This window comes from Streptomyces lincolnensis, from assembly GCF_021173675.1.
Lineage (GTDB): Bacteria > Actinomycetota > Actinomycetes > Streptomycetales > Streptomycetaceae > Streptomyces > Streptomyces lincolnensis_B.
Genome location: NZ_JAIHON010000017.1, coordinates 104,863 through 121,670 on the forward strand (window position 1 = coordinate 104,863; position 16,808 = coordinate 121,670).

Sequence of the window (16,808 nt, forward strand, 5' to 3'; positions counted from 1 at the left end):
TTCGCTGAGCGGAAGGCTCCGTCCAGAATCCGGGCAGCGGCAGAGGCGGAGCATCGGGGTTTGCCCCATTACGTACGGCGCGCGCACGGTCGGTGCACAACACTCGCACGCAGCGCACACGCCCCTCGGATCAAGCCCCGGCGGACCAGGAGGTCGTACGACCTCACCGCATCCGCGTGGCCCACTCCTGCACCTTGGCGATCCGCTGCCGCAGCTGCCCGGCCGTCGCCTCGGCGCTCGGCGGGCCGCCGCACACGCGCCGCAGCTCGGTGTGGATGACACCGTGCGGCTTGCCGCTCTGATGGACGTACGCGCTGACCATGGTGTTCAGCTGCTTGCGCAGCTCCATCATCTCCTTGTGCGAGACGACGGGCCGGCGCTCGGCGGGCAGTTCCAGCAGGTCCGCCTCGGCGTCCGGCTTCTTACGGCTGTGCGCGATCTGCCGGGCCTGCCGCTTCTGCAACAGCAGCTGCACCTGGTCGGGTTCGAGGAGCCCGGGAATGCCCAGGTAGTCCTGCTCCTCCTCGCTCCCCGGGTGGGCCTGCATACCGAACTCGGCGCCGTCGTACAGCACCCGGTCGAAGACGGCCTCGGACTCCAGCGCCTCGAAGGCGAACTGCTCCTGCTCGCCGGTGTCCTCGTCCTGCTCCTTGTTCGCCTCCTCCATCTCCTTCTCGGACTCGGCGTACGGGTCCTCCTCGCCCTCCTTCTTCGGCTTGTCGAGGGCGTGGTCCCGTTCCACCTCCATCTCGTTGGCGAAGGTGAGGAGGTCGGGGACGGTCGGCAGGAAGACGGAGGCGGTCTCGCCGCGCCGCCGGGACCGCACGAAGCGGCCGACGGCCTGGGCGAAGAAGAGGGGCGTGGAGATGGTGGTGGCGTAGACCCCCACCGCCAGCCGCGGGACGTCGACGCCCTCCGACACCATCCGCACCGCGACCATCCACCGGTCGTCGCTCTCGCTGAAGTCGTCGATCCGCTTGGACGCGCCCGCGTCGTCGGACAGGACGAGGGTCGCCTTGTTCCCGGTGATCTCACGGATCAGCTTGGCGTACGCGCGCGCGGAGTCCTGGTCGGAGGCGATGACGAGGGCACCGGCGTCCGGGATGGCCTTCCTGACCTCGGTCAGCCGCTGGTCGGCGGCGCGCAGCACGCTCGGCATCCACTCACCGCGCGGATCCAGCGCCGTACGCCAGGCCTGGCTGATCGCGTCCTTGGTCATGGGCTCGCCGAGCCGGGCGGCGATCTCGTCACCGGCCTTGGTGCGCCAGCGCATGTTGCCGCTGTAGGAGAGGAAGATGACGGGCCGCACGACATGGTCGGCCAGCGCGTTGCCGTAGCCGTAGGTGTAGTCGGCGGCCGACCGCCGGATCCCGTCGTTCCCCTCCTCGTACGTCACGAAGGGGATGGGGTTGGTGTCGGACCGGAACGGCGTACCGGTGAGCGCGAGCCGCCGCGTGGCCGGCTCGAACGCCTCCAGGCAGGCCTCGCCCCAGGACTTGGAGTCACCGGCGTGGTGGATCTCGTCGAGGATGACGAGGGTCTTGCGCTGCTCGACCCGGTTGCGGTGGAGCATGGGCCGCACCCCGACACCGGCGTACGTCACGGCGACACCGTGGTAGTCCTTGCCGAGCGGGCCGGCGCTGTACTCGGGATCCAGCTTGATCCCTATCCGCGCGGCCGCCTCCGCCCACTGCTTCTTCAGATGCTCGGTCGGCGCGACCACGGTCACCTGCTGCACGACATGGTGGTGCAGCAGCCAGGACGCCAGCGTCAGGGCGAAGGTCGTCTTGCCCGCGCCGGGCGTCGCGACCGCGAGGAAGTCACGCGGCTGCTCCTGGACGTACTTCTCCATCGCCCCCTGCTGCCAGGCACGCAGCTTGCTCGCCGTGCCCCAGGGGGCGCGGCCGGGGAAGGCCGGGGAGAGGTGGTGGGAGGTGGTGGAGGCGGCGGTGGTAGACACGGTCTCCGTTTTGGTCGGGCGGCTCGGCTGGGTATGACAACCGGGCCACCCTACCGGCGGCCCGGCGGTGTCAACGTGCGGACGAGGCCGGGTGACCCGTGGGTGGGACCGAGGTCACAGTCAGCGTGCAAAGCGCGGCACCTGAGCCGCGATCTTGGGTACGTCCAAGGCTCCCTGGCAGACGTCCAGCACGAACCGCTCGGCCTCGTCGACATCGAATTCGGCGTCCAGCGGGTGCCCGTTCATGTGCAGGAAGACCCAGGTCGCGTACCAGGCGATGCGCTTGTTGCCGTCGACAAGGGCGTGGTTGCGAGCGAGGGACTCCATCAGCGCAGCAGCCTTCTGCCATACGTCCGGGTAGGCGTCCTGCCCGAACACACTCGACTGCGGACGCGCGAGCGCCGAGTCCAGCAGCCCGTAGTCGCGCACCTCGTCCGCCCCGAGCCGCTTCGCGAGGTGCAACAGCTCGGGCAGGGTGAGGTAGTGCATCAGGCGAGCCTCCGGTTCAGCTCGGCGCTCGCCTTCAGCACATGATCGGCCGCCTCGTTGAACAGCCGCGAGTGCTCGTTTATGGCCGCGATCACCGCGTCGTGCGCGAAGGCCTGCATGCTGCGCCCCTCCGCAGCCGCACGGACGCGCAGTGCCTCGAGCTCTTCGTCCGTAAACCGCAGGTTCAGTCCAGCCATGCCGCAACGGTACTACGCGGTACCACGTGGTGTCACCGGCGTTGGTCACGCACCCGCGTGGTCACCCACGCCCCCACCAACGCCACCCCCGCCATCGGCAGGAACACCGCGGCGAACGCGGCCGGGTGCGAGCCCGACGCCTCGGTCGCCGCATGACTCACCGCGCCGCCCCCGAGCGCGGCGAAGGCCGCGCCGCCCGCCGCGAGGAGGACGACGTTGGAGAGGGCGTCGGAGATCTGGAGGGCGGCGGAGTTGCTGCCGGCCTCCTTCGGGGGCGAGAGGTGGAGCAGGAGCACGCTGGTGGAGGAGATCACCAGCCCCATCCCGAGGCAGCCGAAGGCCCAGGCGACGGCCACGGTCCAGGCGGGCACGGACTCGATCAGTACGCTCGGCGCGGCGGCGATGGCGGCGGCCACCAGCACCATGCCCACCGTCATCAGCCGTTCCCGGTACGGCTCCACCCGCGGCCGCGACTGCACCCACGACCCCAGCGCCCACGTCACGCCGCCCGCCGCGAGCGAGAACCCGGCCAGCGTCGGGGACAGTCCGCGCTGGGTGACCAGCATCAGCGGCACGAACGACTCGGCGGCGATGAACGAGCCCGCGGCGACCCCGCGCAGCAGCACGACGGACGGCAGCCCGCGCGCCGCCCGGTAGGTGCCGCGCGGCAGCAGACCGAGCACGGCCGGCACGAGGAGGGCGGCGCCCGCGGCCCCGGGCACCAGCGACAGCCAGCGCAGGTCCTGGGCGGCGTACTGGAGGAGTCCGGCGCCCAGCGAGATGCCGAGGGCGAGACGGATCCGGCGCCGGTCGAAGGACGCCGAGCCCGCGGAGCCGTCGACGGCCCCGGACGCCCGGCGCCGGATCTGCGGCAGCGCGAGCGCCAGCGGGAAGACCACCAGGACCGGGATCCCGACGAACACCCACCGCCACCCGAGATGCTCGGTCACCGCACCGGAGGCGAGCGGCCCGACGATCGACGGCACCACCCAGCTCGCCGCGAACGCCGCCATGATCGCCGGCCGCAGCCGCTCGGGATACACCCGCCCGACCACGACGTACAGCGCGACGATGACCAGCCCGCCCCCGAACCCCTGCACGGCCCGCCCCAGGATGAACAGCCACATCACCCCGGCCGTCCCCGACAACAGCAGCCCGGCCCCGAAGGCCGCGATCCCGGTCGTCAGCGGCCCGAGCGGCCCCCGCCGGTCCGACCACTGCCCGGACAGCACCATCCCGAACAGACTCGTCGTGAAGTACCCCGAGAACGCGAACGCGTACAACGACACCCCGTCCAGCTCCCGCGCCGCCACCGGCATCGCCGTCCCCACGGCCGTCGCCTCGAACGCGACGAGCAGCACGACGGACACGATCCCGATACTCAGCGCCCGGTACTCCCGCCCCAGCACCCCTTCCCCACGCCCGCCCACCACCGAGGGCACGGCATCATCCTCAACATCAACATCACGACGTCCCAGGCTGCCCATGCCCGCCACAGTAAGGGCCGAAGCCGACAATGACCCCTGTCGAAGGATCCCTCTGCCCTGAGACCTTGGTCGTACGACTCACTACTCCCGCTCCAGCAATCACCATGTGAGCCGACCTCCAAGCGAGCGCTACGATCACCCGCCCAAGCCCGGCCCGGCACGGCACCCAGCGCCCCACCGAGAACCCGGCCGTGCGCCCGAGCGGTTGAGGGGCTCACCTGCACTGCATCCATCAGCGAGCTCCGCTCGCGGGGAGTAACGCGGGTCCGATCCCCGCCACGACCGACGTCCGGGCCGACCCCGTTCATGAACGGCGTATGGCAGTCCCATTGCGGCCCACGCGATTCCCTTGAGCCGCCCCCTCCCACCGCCCTACGGTCGATCCACCGAGTTCGGAACGGGGACCACCACCCCGCACCGACAACCCGGCCGTGTGCCCGAGTGGTTGAGGGGCTCGCCTGCAAAGCGAGTTACGCGGGTTCGATTCCCGCCACGGCCTCTGGTGCCGGAGACGGCGGTGTGAAGGGGCGGTACCTCTCCGAGGGTGAGGGGGCCGCCCCTTCGGCTGTCCGCTCCCGGAGGGTTCAGGCGGGGGACAGGACTCGCGTCGTCGGGTCCTGGAGGAGGTCGGTCCAGTAGTGCCAGTCGGTGCCGGTGCCGGTGGGGTCGACGGTGGAGAGGACCTGGATCATCAGCATGGCGAGGTGGTCGTAGGTGTCGGTCGTCGGGCGGGGGTCGAGGGCGCGCTCGTGGTGGAGGAGCCAGAGGGTGAAGGCCAGGGTGGAGACGTCGGTGTTCAGGGGGCGGAGGGTGCGCTCGGGGCCGTTCCAGTGGAGGACCGTGCCCGTGGTGCCGTCGAGCAGCAGCGTGGTGCCCTCCGTGAGGTCGCCGAGGCGTATCAGGTGGTCGGCGCGGTCGGGGAGTCGGGCGCCGCAGTCGTCGGCGTGGTGCTCGGCGAGGGTCGCCAGCGGTGCGTCCGTGTCGAGGTGGAAGAGGAAGCCGTCCTCGGGGAGGCCGGTCTCGCGCAGGAAGCGGCGGGTGGGCTCGTGGGTGAGGGTCGGGGGGAAGTCGACGTCCTCGAAGCGCGCCACGCGGCCCTGGCCGAACTCCTGGTCCAGCAGGCGGAGGGGGAGGTCGACGGCGAGCCCGGAGACCCGGCCCGGGCCGGCGACCAGGGACAGGGGGCGGATGAGGGCCGCCAGTTTCCAGAACGGCGGTACCTCGCCGTTCGTGCCCTCCTCGAAGAGGGTGAGCAGGTGGCGGGAGGCCTCCGCGACCGCCTTCTGGCCGAAGCGTCCGGCGTAGGAGGCGAACTGGCCGCGCAGGGCCGCCAGTTCGTCGGTCGCCGCCGCGAACCGCACCAGCTTCTCCAGCGAGGGCGCCAGCGGGCTGCGGCCCATCAGGTCCGGGCGGTCGTGGAGGAAGGAGGTCGTCGAGACCTCGCCCGTCCCGCCGTCCAGCAGGACCGAGCGTCGCTCCAGGCCGTCGGCGCCCAGCAGTCCGCCCATCACCAGCTGGTCCCGCAGGTCGGCGGCCAGGCGGTCCGGGTCGCCCGTCGAGTCCGCCACCGTCCGCAGGCCCTGCCGCTCCAGCGCCGTGAAGGTGAACAGGCCGCTGTCGTACGGCAGTCCGGGCCCGGTCAGCCAGTGACGCGTCGGTGTGTGCGTGACGTACGGATCCAGCTCGGCCTCGGTCAGTCTGATCGCCCTCACAACGGCTTCGATCGTCTCCACGTGTTCCCCGGCCGTCCGGCCCGCCCGCTCCCCCACGATTCCGCCCATGTGCTCCCCCGCTCGCCCGCCGTCCCGCCCGCCCCGGGGCACGCACCGCCGAGCAGGCCCGGCAGCGCGTCTCCCACTGCCCAGAACACTACGCGCCACCACTGACAACGCCTCGGAACGCGAACCCGGCGACACCCCGGAACACCCGGCGCTCCCCGCACCGGTAGACGCTCAGGCCACCCTCGCCCGTTCCCTCCCCGCGAGGATCTTCTCCGTCTTCGCCCGGCTCCCTCCCGGACGGCCACCGTCTCGGCTCCCGGGCGGCCACCGTCTGGGCTCCCGGCGCCAGGAGCACGACGTACAACAGCGGGCGGGTGCGGACCAGTTCGGCATACGCCGTCAGGTGGGCGCCCAGCAGCACGTCCTGCACGACGACGGCGGCGGTGAACCCGGCCGCGCGTAGGCGTCCGCCGCGGCGGCCGACACCCGGTGGCGCGACCGGAGTCGGTCCCCGGCCGGCGCCCGCACCACCGTCGACTTCCCGGCCGCCATCACCCCGGTGACCAGGACGACGCCGTTCACCCGAAGTAGACGCCGCCCGCCACGACCACGATCCCGGCGAACAGGAACAGCAGGATCCACAGCACCAGCTTGCCGACACCCGGCGGCGGCTCGTACCGCGGCTGGTCCTCGGGGTCCGTACCGGGCCGGGCCTCGGGTGTGCTCACTGCGCCGTCACGACCGCCGCCTGAGGCCTGATCGGCAGGCGGTTCACCGGCCGCCCCGTGGCGGCGCGCACCGCGGAGGCGATCGCCGCCGGGGAGGTCACCACCGGTACCGCGCTGGCCGCCTTCGCCCCGAAGGGGGCGACCACGTCCCGCTCCTCGACCAGCTTCACGATCCGGATGTCCGGCGCGTCCAGGGCCGTGGGCAACGCGTACCCGGTGAGGTCGGGATGGCGGATCACCCCGCGCGCGCTGCGCAGGTTCTCGGTGAGCGCGATACCCACGCCCTGGGTGACGCCCGCCTCGATCCGGGCCGCCAGCTGGGCGGGGTTGAGCACCCGGCCGACGTCCTGGGCGAGCGCGAGCTCGACCACGCGGACGGAGCCCAGCTCGATGTCGACGTCGACGACCGCGCGGATCGCGCAGAACGCCATGCCCACGAAGGCGTCGCCCTGGCCGGCCTCGTCCAGGGGCTCGGTCGGATGGGGGCGGCACTGGGCGGTCGCCCACAGTTCCTTGCCGTCCATGGCCTCGGTGACGGTGGTCGACAGGACCCCGTCGTACGAGGTGATCTTGCCGTCGGTGATCTGGAGCAGCTCGGTGGACATGCCGAACTTGTGCGCCAGGGGCTGGAGGAGCTGCGTACGGACCATCTTGGCCGCGCGTTCGACCGCGCCGCCGGACACCCAGGTGTGGCGGCCGTGGCAGCTCGCGCCGGCCGGTGGCTGGTCGGTGTCGACGGGGGCCACGTGGACCTCGTCGATGCCGAGGGTCTCCTGGACGATCTGCCGGGCCAGCGTGGTGAAGCCCTGGCCGGTCTCGACGGCCGCGCACAGCACGGTCGCCACGCCGTCCTGGACCCGGACGGTCGCCGTGGAGACCTCGTCGGCGCCCTCGGCGCCCAGCATGTGCACCATGCCGAGGCCGTAGCCGACGCCCCGGCGGATCGCGCCCGGTTCGCCCGCGCCTTCGAGGCCGCCGGGCAGCAGCCACTCCTCCTCGGGGGTGTCCTTCGGCAGCGGCGGCAGCGGGAAGTCCCGTACGGCCTGGAGCAGTTCGGCGACCGGCGCGGGGCAGGTCACCGTCTGGCCGGTCGGCAGGACATCACCGGTCGCCATGACGTTGCGCAGGCGCAGTTCCGCCGGGTCCAGGCCCAGCTTCTTGGCGAGCTTGTCCATCTGCGCCTCGTAGGCGGCGCAGACCTGCATGGCGCCCTCGCCGCGCACATGGCCGGAGGGCGGGTTGTTGGTGCGGACGGCCCAGCCCTCGATGAAGGCGTTCGGGACGACGTAGGGGCCGCAGGCGAAGGAGACGGCGGCGGCGAGCGACTCCGAGGAGGTGTCGCCGTAGGGGCCCGCGTCGAGCAGGATCTGCGCCTCCACCTTCACCAGCTTGCCCTCGGAGTCGGCGTGGTGGCGGTACCGGAGCAGGGTCGGGTGTCTGTGCGCGTGGCCGAGGAAGGACTCCTCGCGCGTAGCGGTGAGCTTGACCGGGCGGCCGGTCTTCAGCGCCAGCAGGCCGAGCGGCAGTTGGAAGCCCTGGTCCTCGCGGTCGGCGGTGGCGCCGGGGACGCCGGTGACGACGACCTTCACGCGCTCCGGTTCCAGGCCGTAGCAGGAGGCGGCGGCGTCGCGGTCGCTGTGCGGGTCCGTGGAGGCGACGTAGAGCTCGACCCCGCCGTCGGGACGCGGCACGGCGAGGCCGGCCTCCGCGCCGATGGGGGCGGGGTCCTGGCGGCCGATGCGGTACAGGCCCTCGACGACGATGTCGCCGGCCGCCTCCGGGTCGCCGTGGTGCAGCGGGATGTGCCGGATCAGGTTGCCGTCGGGGTGCAGCGGCTCGGCCTCGAAGGCCTGCTCGGGGTCGGTCACCGGGTCGAGCACCTCGTACTCGACGATGACGGCGGCCGCGGCCATGCGGGCGGTGTCGGGGTGGTCGGCGGCGACGGCCGCGAGGGGCTCGCCGTGGTGGCGCACGACCTCGGAGGCGAAGACCGGACGCTCGGCCCTGTCGCGGCCGTGCACCGGGGAGCCGGGCACGTCCTCGTGGGTGACGACGGCCCGTACGCCGGGCATCTCGCGCGCGTGGGAGGTGTCGATGGACACGATGCGCGCGTGCGGGTGCGGTGAGCGCAGGACGGCCGCCCACAGCAGTCCCTCGGCCCACAGGTCGGCCGCGTACGGGAACGTGCCCTCGGTCTTGGCCCGGGCGTCGGCGGCCGGCAGGGACGCGCCGAGGCCGTGCGGGATCGGCTCGGGGGCGGGTGCTGCCTCCGCGGCGGTGGTCGCGGTGGCGGCTTCGTTGCTCACGCCTGGCCTCCGTCCTGTCCCGGTCCGTTGCCGGACCCGTTCCCGTACGCCTGGTCATGCGGTCGGGCCGGTTCGAACGCGGACGGGTTGACACCGCCGGCGCCCGGACCCGCCTGATGCGGAATACGTGCCTCGTCGCCGTCCGTCTCAGCGTCCGCGGCGGAGTGTGCCTCGCGTTCGGCGACGACCTCCTGGACGGCGTCCACCACTCCGCGGTAGCCGGAGCAGCGGCACAGGTTGCCGCACAGCGCCTGGCGGGTCTCCCGCTCGGTCGGCGCCGGGTTGCCCTCCAGCAGGTCGTGCACGGTCATCGCCATGCCGGGGACGCAGAAGCCGCACTGCACGGCGCCGCACCGGGCGAGCGCCCGCTGCACGTCGGAGGGCTGTCCGTCGACGGCCAGGCCCTCGACGGTACGGACCTCGCTGCCGGCCGCGGTCACGGCGGGCACCAGACAGGACGCCACGAGGCGGCCGTCGACCTGGACGTTGCAGGCCCCGCACTCGCCCTGCGAGCAGCCGTCCTTGGCGCCCGCCAGGCCGAGCCGCTCGCGCAGCACGTAGAGCAGCGACTCGCCGATCCACGCGTCGGTGACGGGCCGGTCGACGCCGTTGACCCGCAGGACGTAGGAGGCCAGCGGGTGTTCCTCGCCCGGCATCGCGGGCGGCGCCGGGTCCGCGGACTCCGGACCGTCGGCCGCAGGCTCCGTCGGCTCGGCCTCCGCGCCCGCCTCACCGGCCCCCTCGGCGGCCGCTACGGCGGTCTCCTCGCCCTTCGCGGCGGCCTCGGGGTGCTCGGCGGCCTCCATGGCCTCACCGGCCTCGTGGGCGGCCTGTGAGGCCTCTACGACGGCTGCGGCGGACGCTTCGGCACGGGCCTCGGCGGGCGGCTGCTCGGGCGGCAGCGGCCGAGGGTGCTCGGACGCGGGCGCCTGGGGCTGCTCGGCGCCCTGCGGACCGGACTGCTCACGCTCGGCCCCGGCGGGACGCGGCTCCACGGGCGCGTGGGCGTCACCCCCCGTCGGCAGGGGCGCGTGGGCGTCGGTCGCGGGCCGCTCCCCGGGGTAGCCCTCCGGCCCGGGGGGTCGCGGCGCGTGCCGGTCCGGTGCGTGCCGCTCCCCCGGGTGCGCGAGGGGCGGCACCGCGCCGTGCGCCTCGGCCTGGCCCGGCACGCCACCGAAAACCGCGCCCTCCTGGCCGGGCGCGCCCTCGAAAGCCGAAGCCTCCTGGCCCGGCGCGCCGTCGAATTCCTCGGCCCGCTGCGGCCCGGGGCCGCCGTCCGTGGGCCGTCCGTGCGCGAACTCGGAACCGTCGGGCCGGTCGTAGCCGGGTCCCGTCGGCCGGTCGTAGCCGTGCTCGGTGCCCGTGGGTGCCTCGGGGCCGTGGCCCGCCGCGGGACCTGCCGCCGGGGCCTGTTCCGCCGTGCCCGGCGGCTGTCCCCAGGGCTGGCCCGTCGGTTCGGTCGCCCAGGGGGCGGGTGCGCCGCCGGGGAGCGTGGCCGGCGGGGTGCCGCCCCACTGCTCGACCAGGGACGACGTGGTGAACTCGCCCGACTCGTCCGGGAGTTCGCCGCCGGCGACGGGGATGGACCACTGGCCGGTCACGTCGTGGCCGGGGGCCGGAGCGGCCTGGGCGGAATCCGCCGCGGTCGTGTCCTCGAAGTTCCAGTGCCCGGTGGCGACCGGGTCGTACGTGAACCGGTCGTCCCCGGAGCCCTGGGGCACCGCGTTCGGGTCGGGCCACTGGGTGCTCTCGGCCGGGGGCGCGGCGGGCATCGCCCAGGAGTCCGGGCCCGCCGGGTCGGCGCCCGCGAGGCCGGCCGGGTTCGACGTTATCTGCGGCGGTACGTACCCGTGACCGGGCGCGGCGAGCGGGGTGTCCGCGGAGGCCAGGAGGGCGTCGACACCGCCCTCGGGGAGTTTCACGAAGGCGGTGGCGCCGTCGTCGTAGTCGCCCTGGGGCAGCGGGTCCCAGCGGCCCGGGCTGCGGGGCGTGCCCTCTCCGTGCTGGTCGTCGGTCACGACAGCGCCCTCCCCAGTGCTCGTCGGGCCAGCGCGGCGACGGTGCGCCGCAGGTGCAGTACGGCGGGCGGATGCTGCGGTACGGAGCCGTCCTCGGCCGGCGCCATGTCGGGGATGCAGGCCGCGGAGACGTACTCGCCGAAGGCGTGCAGCGCCTCCGGGACGATCGCGCGGCCGTTGTCCCAGTCGATCAGCCGGGCGACCCACTGCTCGGCGTCCAGGGGCCGGAGCGGCATCGGCGCTATGGCTCCGACGGCGCACCTGACTCCGCGCCGGGCGGGGTCGAGGACCAGGGCGACCGACGCCATGGCCCGGCCGGGACCGGTACGGCCGGTCGCCTTGAGGAAGACCTGCGGGGCGTGCAGCAGCGGCACGCGCACGTAGCCGATGAGTTCGCCCGCGCGCAGCATCTCCATACCGGCCAGCAGGTGCGAGACCGGCATCTCACGGCGGGCTCCGCCCGGGCCCGCGATGATCAGGGTCGCCTCCAGGGCGGCCAGCACGGGAAGCGCGTCCCCGGTGGGTGCCGCGGAGGCGATGTTGCCGCCGAGGGTGCCCGCGTTGCGGATCTGCGGCGGGCCGGCGGCGCGCGCGGCGGCGGCGAGCGCCGGGATCAGGGCCGCGAAGTCGGGGCGGCCCATCCGCGCGTGGGTGAGACCGGCGCCGAGCAGGGCGTGGCCGTCCTGGTACTGCCAGCCGCGGATCTCGCTGATCCTGCCGAGGCCCACCAGGGCGGCGGGCCTGAGCTGTCCGGAGTTGACGGCGGCCATCAGGTCGGTGCCGCCCGCCACGGGTACCGCGGCGGGCATGGCGATGAGGGCCGCCACCGCCTCGTCCAGTGTCGTGGGCAGGGTGACGGCCTGCGCCGCCTGCGGTGCGTGCGTGGTCAAACCGGCTGCCCCTTCCCGCTGCCCCACCTGGTCCCAGCTGGTCCCGCCTGTTGCTGCCGTACGGTACGTGCTGACAGGGCGGACGTGGCAACTCTGGCACATCTTCGCAGGACCCGAAGAACGGGGTCCGCTAGGAGGCATTCGCCCACCTCACCAGCGAGTGGTCCGTTTTCTCACGAGATCATCGGTGCGCGCGAATTGCCACTCTTCGGTGATGCTTGCGACGGTTTTCCCCTACCTGTTCGGGGAGCGGGCCGCCTGTTCGGTGCGGGCTACCTTTCCGGGGGCGCCCCCTCGATCGGGCGGCCGAGCACACCGGGCCGCCGCTGCCACGGCAACGGTCCCGCCGGTGGCCGGTACCCGACCCCCAGGGCGTCAAGTCGCCTGTAGTGCACGGCCATCCGCCGCTCGAAGTCGGCGAAGTCCCGTTCCGCCGGGACGGGCAGGCCGCTCCAGGCCACCTCGGCGAAGGCCGCGAGCCGGGGGAAGGTCTGGTAGTCCACGCGCCCCTGGTCCTCCATCACCTCGGTCCACACGTTGGCCTGGGCGCCGAGGACGTGCCGGGCCTCCTCGGGCGTCAACTCCGGTGGAACGGGCTCGAACCGATAGACGTCCTCCAGGGTGCGGACGTAGCCGATGGGGACCGGTTCGCCGGGGTCGGCGTGCTGCCGGTGGTCCAGGTAGACCTGCTGCTCGGGGCACATGACCACGTCGTGGCCGGCCCGCGCGGCGACGATCCCGCCCCGGTACCCGCGCCACGAGGAGACGGCCGCCCCCGCGGCGAGCCCGCCCTCCAGGATCTCGTCCCAGCCGATGAGCCTGCGCCCGCGCGCGGAGAGCCACTTGTCGAAGTGCGCGATGAACCACGCCTGCAACTCGTCCTCGTCCGCGAGGCCGAGTTCCTCGATGCGGGCCTGCGCGGTGGGTGACTCCCGCCACTGCTCCTTGGCGCATTCGTCGCCGCCGATGTGAATGAACTCGGAGGGGAACAGCTCCAGCACTTCCTCGAACACCCCCTCGTAGAAGCGCAGGGTGTTGTCAGTGGGGGCGAGTACGTTCAGAGAGACGCCCCAGTTGTCCCAGACCGAGAGGGAGGCCGTGTCGACGACATCGGTGTTGCCGAGTTCCGGGTACGCGGCGATGGCGGCCTGCGAGTGGCCGGGTACGTCGATTTCGGGGACGACGGTGATATGCCGCTCGGCGGCGTAGGCGACGATCTCCCGGATGTCGTCCTGGGTGTAGAAGCCACCGTGCGGCTTCTCCTCCCACAGCGGTGAGGCCCGGTGGCCGAATTTCGTGCGCGCCCGCCAGGAGCCGACCTCGGTGAGGCGGGGGTACCTCTTGATCTCGATCCGCCAGCCCTGGTCGTCCGTCAAGTGGAAGTGGAAGACGTTGAGTTTGTGGGCCGCCATCAGATCCAGGTAGCGCAGCACGCCGTCCTTGGGCATGAAGTGCCGCGAGACGTCGAGCATGAGGCCGCGCCAGCGGAAACGGGGCGCGTCCGTGATCTCCGTCAGGGGCAGCCGCCAGGTACGGCCGGGAAGGGGTGCGCGCCGGAAGGCGTCGGGGCCGAGGAGCTGGCGCAGCGTCTGGGCGCCCCAGAAGACGCCGGCGGGCGAGCCGCCCTGGAGGTGGGCGCCGTGAGGGGCGACGACAAGGCGGTAGGCCTCGGCGTCGAGACCGGGCCGGACGGACAGATGGAGGACGTCGTACTCGTCCCCCTTCTTGGGCGGCAGCGCGAGCCCGGTCGCCGCGCCGAGCGTCGCGCGCAGCCATCGCGCGGTGTCCTCGGTGCCCGGACCGGCCTCGATCCCGAAGCCGTCGCCGAGTTCGAGGAAACGTTCGGTCCGCTCGGTCCGGCGGGGTGCCGGAATGAGATCCATGAATGATCAGACCTTTCAGTCCTTGACCGCGCCACCCAGTCCCGAGACCAGCCGTCGCTGTACGAGTACGAAGAAGATCAGCACCGGAATCGTCATCACCGTGGAGGCGGCCATGACACCGCCCCAGTCCGGCTCGTCCGGTTTGAAGAAGACCAGCAGCGCCATCGGCAGGGTGGACTGCGAGGTGTCGCTGATGATGAACGACTTGGCGAACAGGAAGTCGTTCCAGGCGGAGATGAAGGAAAACACGCTGGTGGCCACCAAGCCGGGGAAGACCAGTGGGAAAAGGATCTGCCACAGGAATCGCGCCCGGCTCGCCCCGTCGATGTACGCGGCCTCCTCCAGCGCCTCGGGTACGGCTTTCACGAAACCCCGCAGCATCCAGATCGCGAAGGGCAGCGAGAAGGCGATGTGGGGCAGGATCAGGGAGCCCAGCGTGTTCAGCTGTCCGGCGTCCCGCATGAGGAAGAACAAGGGGATCGTCAGGGCTTCCACGGGCACCATCTGGGCCACCAGAAACATGATCAGCAAGGTGGTCCGGAAGCGGAACCGGAATCGTGTCACGGCGGTCGCCGCGAGAAACGCGATCAACGCCGAGACGATCACGACCGTGCATGCCACGACCACACTGTTGAGGAAGTAACGGCCGAATTCCTGTTGCTCGAAGACGCGCCGGAAGGAGTCCAGCGAGGGCGACACAGTCCACGGCCGCGGCTCGGAGGACTCGATCTCCCCGGCCGGTTTGAAGGCGCCGAGCACCATCCAGTAGAGGGGGAAGGCGACGACGACCGCGATCAGCAGCGCGGAGGCCTCGGCGGCCAGCCGCCACGGGCGTCGCACCTGGGCACGGAGAAGATTCACAGTTCCTCCCCCTGGCGCCGCAGCAGCCGCAGGTACACCAGCGTGACCGCGAGCAGGATCAGCAGCATCACCACGCCGATCGCCGAGCCGAGGCTGTACTGCGAGGACGCGAAGGCCTGTTGGTAGGCGTAGACGTTCAGGACGAGGTTCTGCTGGGCGATGCCGCCGCCGTTGGTCATGACGTAGATCTGCGTGAAGATCTTGAAGTCCCAGATCACCGACTGGATCGTGACGACGGTCAGGATCGGCCGCAGCATCGGCGCGAGCACCGACCGCCAGATCCGCCACTGCGAGGCACCGTCCAGCGCGGCGGCCTCCAGCACCTCACCCGGGACCGAGCGGATCCCGGCGTACACCGTCACCATCACGAACGGGAAGGAGCACCACACGACTTCGAGCAGCACCAGGAAGAAGGCACTGAACCGCCCGTACGTCCACGAGTAGTCACCCAGGCCGAGGATCCGGTTCACCGGCCCGAAGTCCGGATCGAACAGAAACAGCCACACCGTCGACCCGGTCACCGCCGGCGTCGCCCACGCCCCCAACGCCGCCAGCATCAACACCAGCCGCGGCACCGCCCGCACCCGCGTCAACAACACCGCCAACGCACACCCGACCCCCAACGTCGACACCACACACGCCGCCGCGAACACCACGGTCGCCAGCAACACCTGCCAGAACTGCGAGTCCCCCAACAGCTCGGCGTAGTTGGCGAACCCCCGAAAGGTGGTGGGTTCACCGCCACTGACCTGGGCTTGGGTGTACTGGAAGAAGGAGATCAACCCGAGCTGGTAAATGGGGTAGACGAGCAACCCGCCCAGGACGACCAGGGCAGGGGCCAGATACAGCCAAGGTGCACCCGAACGCCCTGAGGGGCGCGGGGAACTGCGCGACAAGCCACGAACAACCGTCAGCCGCGCACGCCCAGAACCCCCCACCCCCGTAGGCGCGCCGCTCATCCGGCGGAGCCGAACGCCGCGTCCATCTTCTGCGCCGCCCCCCGCGAAGCCACCCCCACACTCGCCTTACCGCTGATCACCGACTGGAACATCGTCGGCAACACCAACGACGAGTCGATCTGCGCCCACGCGGGCGACGCGGGCACGAACTTCGTCCCCGCCGCCAGCGTCTGGGCGAACGGCTTCACATACGGCTCCCGTGCCGCCGCATCCCGCCGCACGTCCCCGAACGTCGGCAGGAACCCCATCGCGTCGAACATCGACGCCTGCGTCTTCTTCGACGTCAGCCGCTCCATCAGATCGACCGCGAGCGTCCGGTGCGAGGTGCTCTTGAGGACACCGATGTTGTTGCCCCCGGCGAACGCGGGAGCGATCGACCCGCCGGAAACCCCGGGCAGCGGCACCACCGCGTACTTCCCCTTGACCTTCCCCGCCTCCACGGCGGTGTGGCTGAAGTCGCCCCCGATCGCCATCCCGGCCTTGCCGGCCGCGAACGCGGTGATCGTGTCGTTGCCGCCCATGCCCGCGCACTTGGCGGCGGGGCAGTTGTCGTCGCCGAACAACGAGGTGTACGCCTTGATGCCCTTCTGGGCGGCGGCGCTGTCGATGGCGGAGGCGTACGACCCGCCCTTGCCGGTGGCGAGTTCGCCGCCGTTGGCCCAGATGAACGGCATCGCGCCGTACGTGTAGGCGCCGCCGACGACGAGGCCGTACAGGTCGGGCTTCGCGGCCCGGATCTCGCGGGCGGTGGAGGCCAGCTCGGCCATGGTTCTCGGGACGCGCAGGCCGAGTTCCTCGAAGACGTCCGTGCGGTAGTACAGGGCGCGGACGCCGACGTAGAAGGGCGAGCCGTAGACCTTGCCGTCCACGGTGACCGAGGTCTTCGCGGTGGGGTCGGTGTCCTTGGACTCGTTCCAGGCGCCGAACTCCCGGGTGACGTCGAGGAGTCCGCCGTCCTTCACGTAGCCGGCGGTGTCGGTGTTGCCGTACTCCATGAGGTCGGGGGCGGAGGCCGGGTCGTTGAAGGCGGCCTTCACACGCTGGGCGCGGGTCTCGACGGGGATGTACTCGACCTCGACCTTGGTGTCCTTGTGGGCCTTCCGGAAGTCGGTGACGACGGAGTCGACGACCTTCTCCTTGGGCTTGTTGCCGACCTCCTGGAAGAGCCAGACGCGCAGGGTGCCGGTCTTCTCGTCCTTGTCGGAGGAGGTGTTGTCGGAGGTCTGGGGTGCGCAGGCCGTGACGACGAGGGCGGCCAGCAGCAGGGCGGGGAGACGGGGAGAGAGCTTCATGGAGTGATCCTCCGGAC

At 72.0% G+C, this 16,808-nt stretch carries 13 protein-coding genes, 1 tRNA gene and 1 pseudogene; 1 reads left to right on the forward strand and 14 read right to left on the reverse strand.

The features are described from left to right. Positions 1–163: 163 nt before the first annotated feature. The 4 genes from K4B79_RS39540 to K4B79_RS39555 form a co-directional block, all read right to left on the reverse strand. Positions 164–1,960, reverse strand: coding sequence for a DEAD/DEAH box helicase (locus K4B79_RS39540; protein WP_232032256.1), 1,797 nt, complete (start codon positions 1,958–1,960; stop codon positions 164–166). A 120-nt stretch (positions 1,961–2,080) separates the two neighbouring features. Next, on the reverse strand, positions 2,081–2,449 hold the full coding sequence (locus K4B79_RS39545) for a type II toxin-antitoxin system death-on-curing family toxin (protein ID WP_232032257.1): 369 nt from the start codon (positions 2,447–2,449) through the stop codon (positions 2,081–2,083). Beyond that, entirely contained in the window at positions 2,449–2,646 is a 198-nt protein-coding gene (locus tag K4B79_RS39550) for a FitA-like ribbon-helix-helix domain-containing protein (RefSeq protein WP_232032258.1), read from the reverse strand. The genes K4B79_RS39545 and K4B79_RS39550 overlap by 1 nt, the downstream gene beginning before the upstream one ends. Positions 2,647–2,678: 32 nt before the next feature. Continuing rightward, entirely contained in the window at positions 2,679–4,133 is a 1,455-nt protein-coding gene (locus tag K4B79_RS39555; RefSeq protein ID WP_232032259.1) for an MFS transporter, read from the reverse strand. A gap of 427 nt (positions 4,134–4,560) precedes the next feature. Here K4B79_RS39555 and K4B79_RS39560 point away from each other — a divergent pair. After that, positions 4,561–4,632: transfer RNA gene (locus K4B79_RS39560), tRNA-Cys, on the forward strand. 85 nt (positions 4,633–4,717) lie between these two features. Here K4B79_RS39560 and K4B79_RS39565 read toward each other — a convergent pair. The 10 genes and pseudogenes from K4B79_RS39565 to K4B79_RS39610 all read right to left on the reverse strand — a co-directional run bounded on the left by K4B79_RS39565 (position 4,718) and on the right by K4B79_RS39610 (position 16,791). Then, on the reverse strand, positions 4,718–5,914 hold the full coding sequence (locus tag K4B79_RS39565) for an SUKH-4 family immunity protein (protein WP_232032260.1): 1,197 nt from the start codon (positions 5,912–5,914) through the stop codon (positions 4,718–4,720). An 88-nt stretch (positions 5,915–6,002) separates the two neighbouring features. After that, positions 6,003–6,406 (reverse strand): annotated as a pseudogene (locus K4B79_RS48750) (hypothetical protein). A gap of 26 nt (positions 6,407–6,432) precedes the next feature. Beyond that, positions 6,433–6,582 carry a hypothetical protein gene (locus tag K4B79_RS39575; protein WP_232032261.1) on the reverse strand — a complete coding sequence of 50 codons (150 nt, stop codon included), beginning with the start codon at positions 6,580–6,582 and terminating at the stop codon, positions 6,433–6,435. After that, a complete protein-coding gene (locus K4B79_RS39580; RefSeq protein ID WP_232032262.1) occupies positions 6,579–8,888 on the reverse strand; it encodes a xanthine dehydrogenase family protein molybdopterin-binding subunit in 2,310 nt (769 codons plus the stop codon). The genes K4B79_RS39575 and K4B79_RS39580 overlap by 4 nt, the downstream gene beginning before the upstream one ends. After that, positions 8,885–10,906, reverse strand: a complete 2,022-nt coding sequence (locus K4B79_RS39585; RefSeq protein ID WP_232032263.1) for a 2Fe-2S iron-sulfur cluster-binding protein — start codon at positions 10,904–10,906, stop codon at positions 8,885–8,887. Before K4B79_RS39585 ends, K4B79_RS39580 begins: the two co-directional genes overlap by 4 nt. Continuing rightward, the gene (locus K4B79_RS39590) at positions 10,903–11,796 is read right to left on the reverse strand and encodes an FAD binding domain-containing protein (RefSeq protein WP_232032264.1); all 894 of its coding nucleotides are present in this window, start codon (positions 11,794–11,796) and stop codon (positions 10,903–10,905) included. The genes K4B79_RS39585 and K4B79_RS39590 overlap by 4 nt, the downstream gene beginning before the upstream one ends. Positions 11,797–12,068: 272 nt before the next feature. Beyond that, positions 12,069–13,679: a beta-N-acetylhexosaminidase gene (locus K4B79_RS39595; protein WP_232032265.1), complete on the reverse strand. Its 1,611-nt coding sequence runs from the start codon at positions 13,677–13,679 to the stop codon at positions 12,069–12,071. Positions 13,680–13,694: 15 nt separating this feature from the next. Then, a complete protein-coding gene (locus K4B79_RS39600) occupies positions 13,695–14,540 on the reverse strand; it encodes a carbohydrate ABC transporter permease (RefSeq protein ID WP_232032266.1) in 846 nt (281 codons plus the stop codon). Next, a complete protein-coding gene (locus tag K4B79_RS39605) occupies positions 14,537–15,499 on the reverse strand; it encodes a carbohydrate ABC transporter permease (RefSeq protein WP_232032267.1) in 963 nt (320 codons plus the stop codon). The genes K4B79_RS39600 and K4B79_RS39605 overlap by 4 nt, the downstream gene beginning before the upstream one ends. Next, positions 15,496–16,791, reverse strand: a complete 1,296-nt coding sequence (locus K4B79_RS39610) for an extracellular solute-binding protein (protein WP_232032268.1) — start codon at positions 16,789–16,791, stop codon at positions 15,496–15,498. Before K4B79_RS39610 ends, K4B79_RS39605 begins: the two co-directional genes overlap by 4 nt. Positions 16,792–16,808 lie beyond the last annotated feature (17 nt).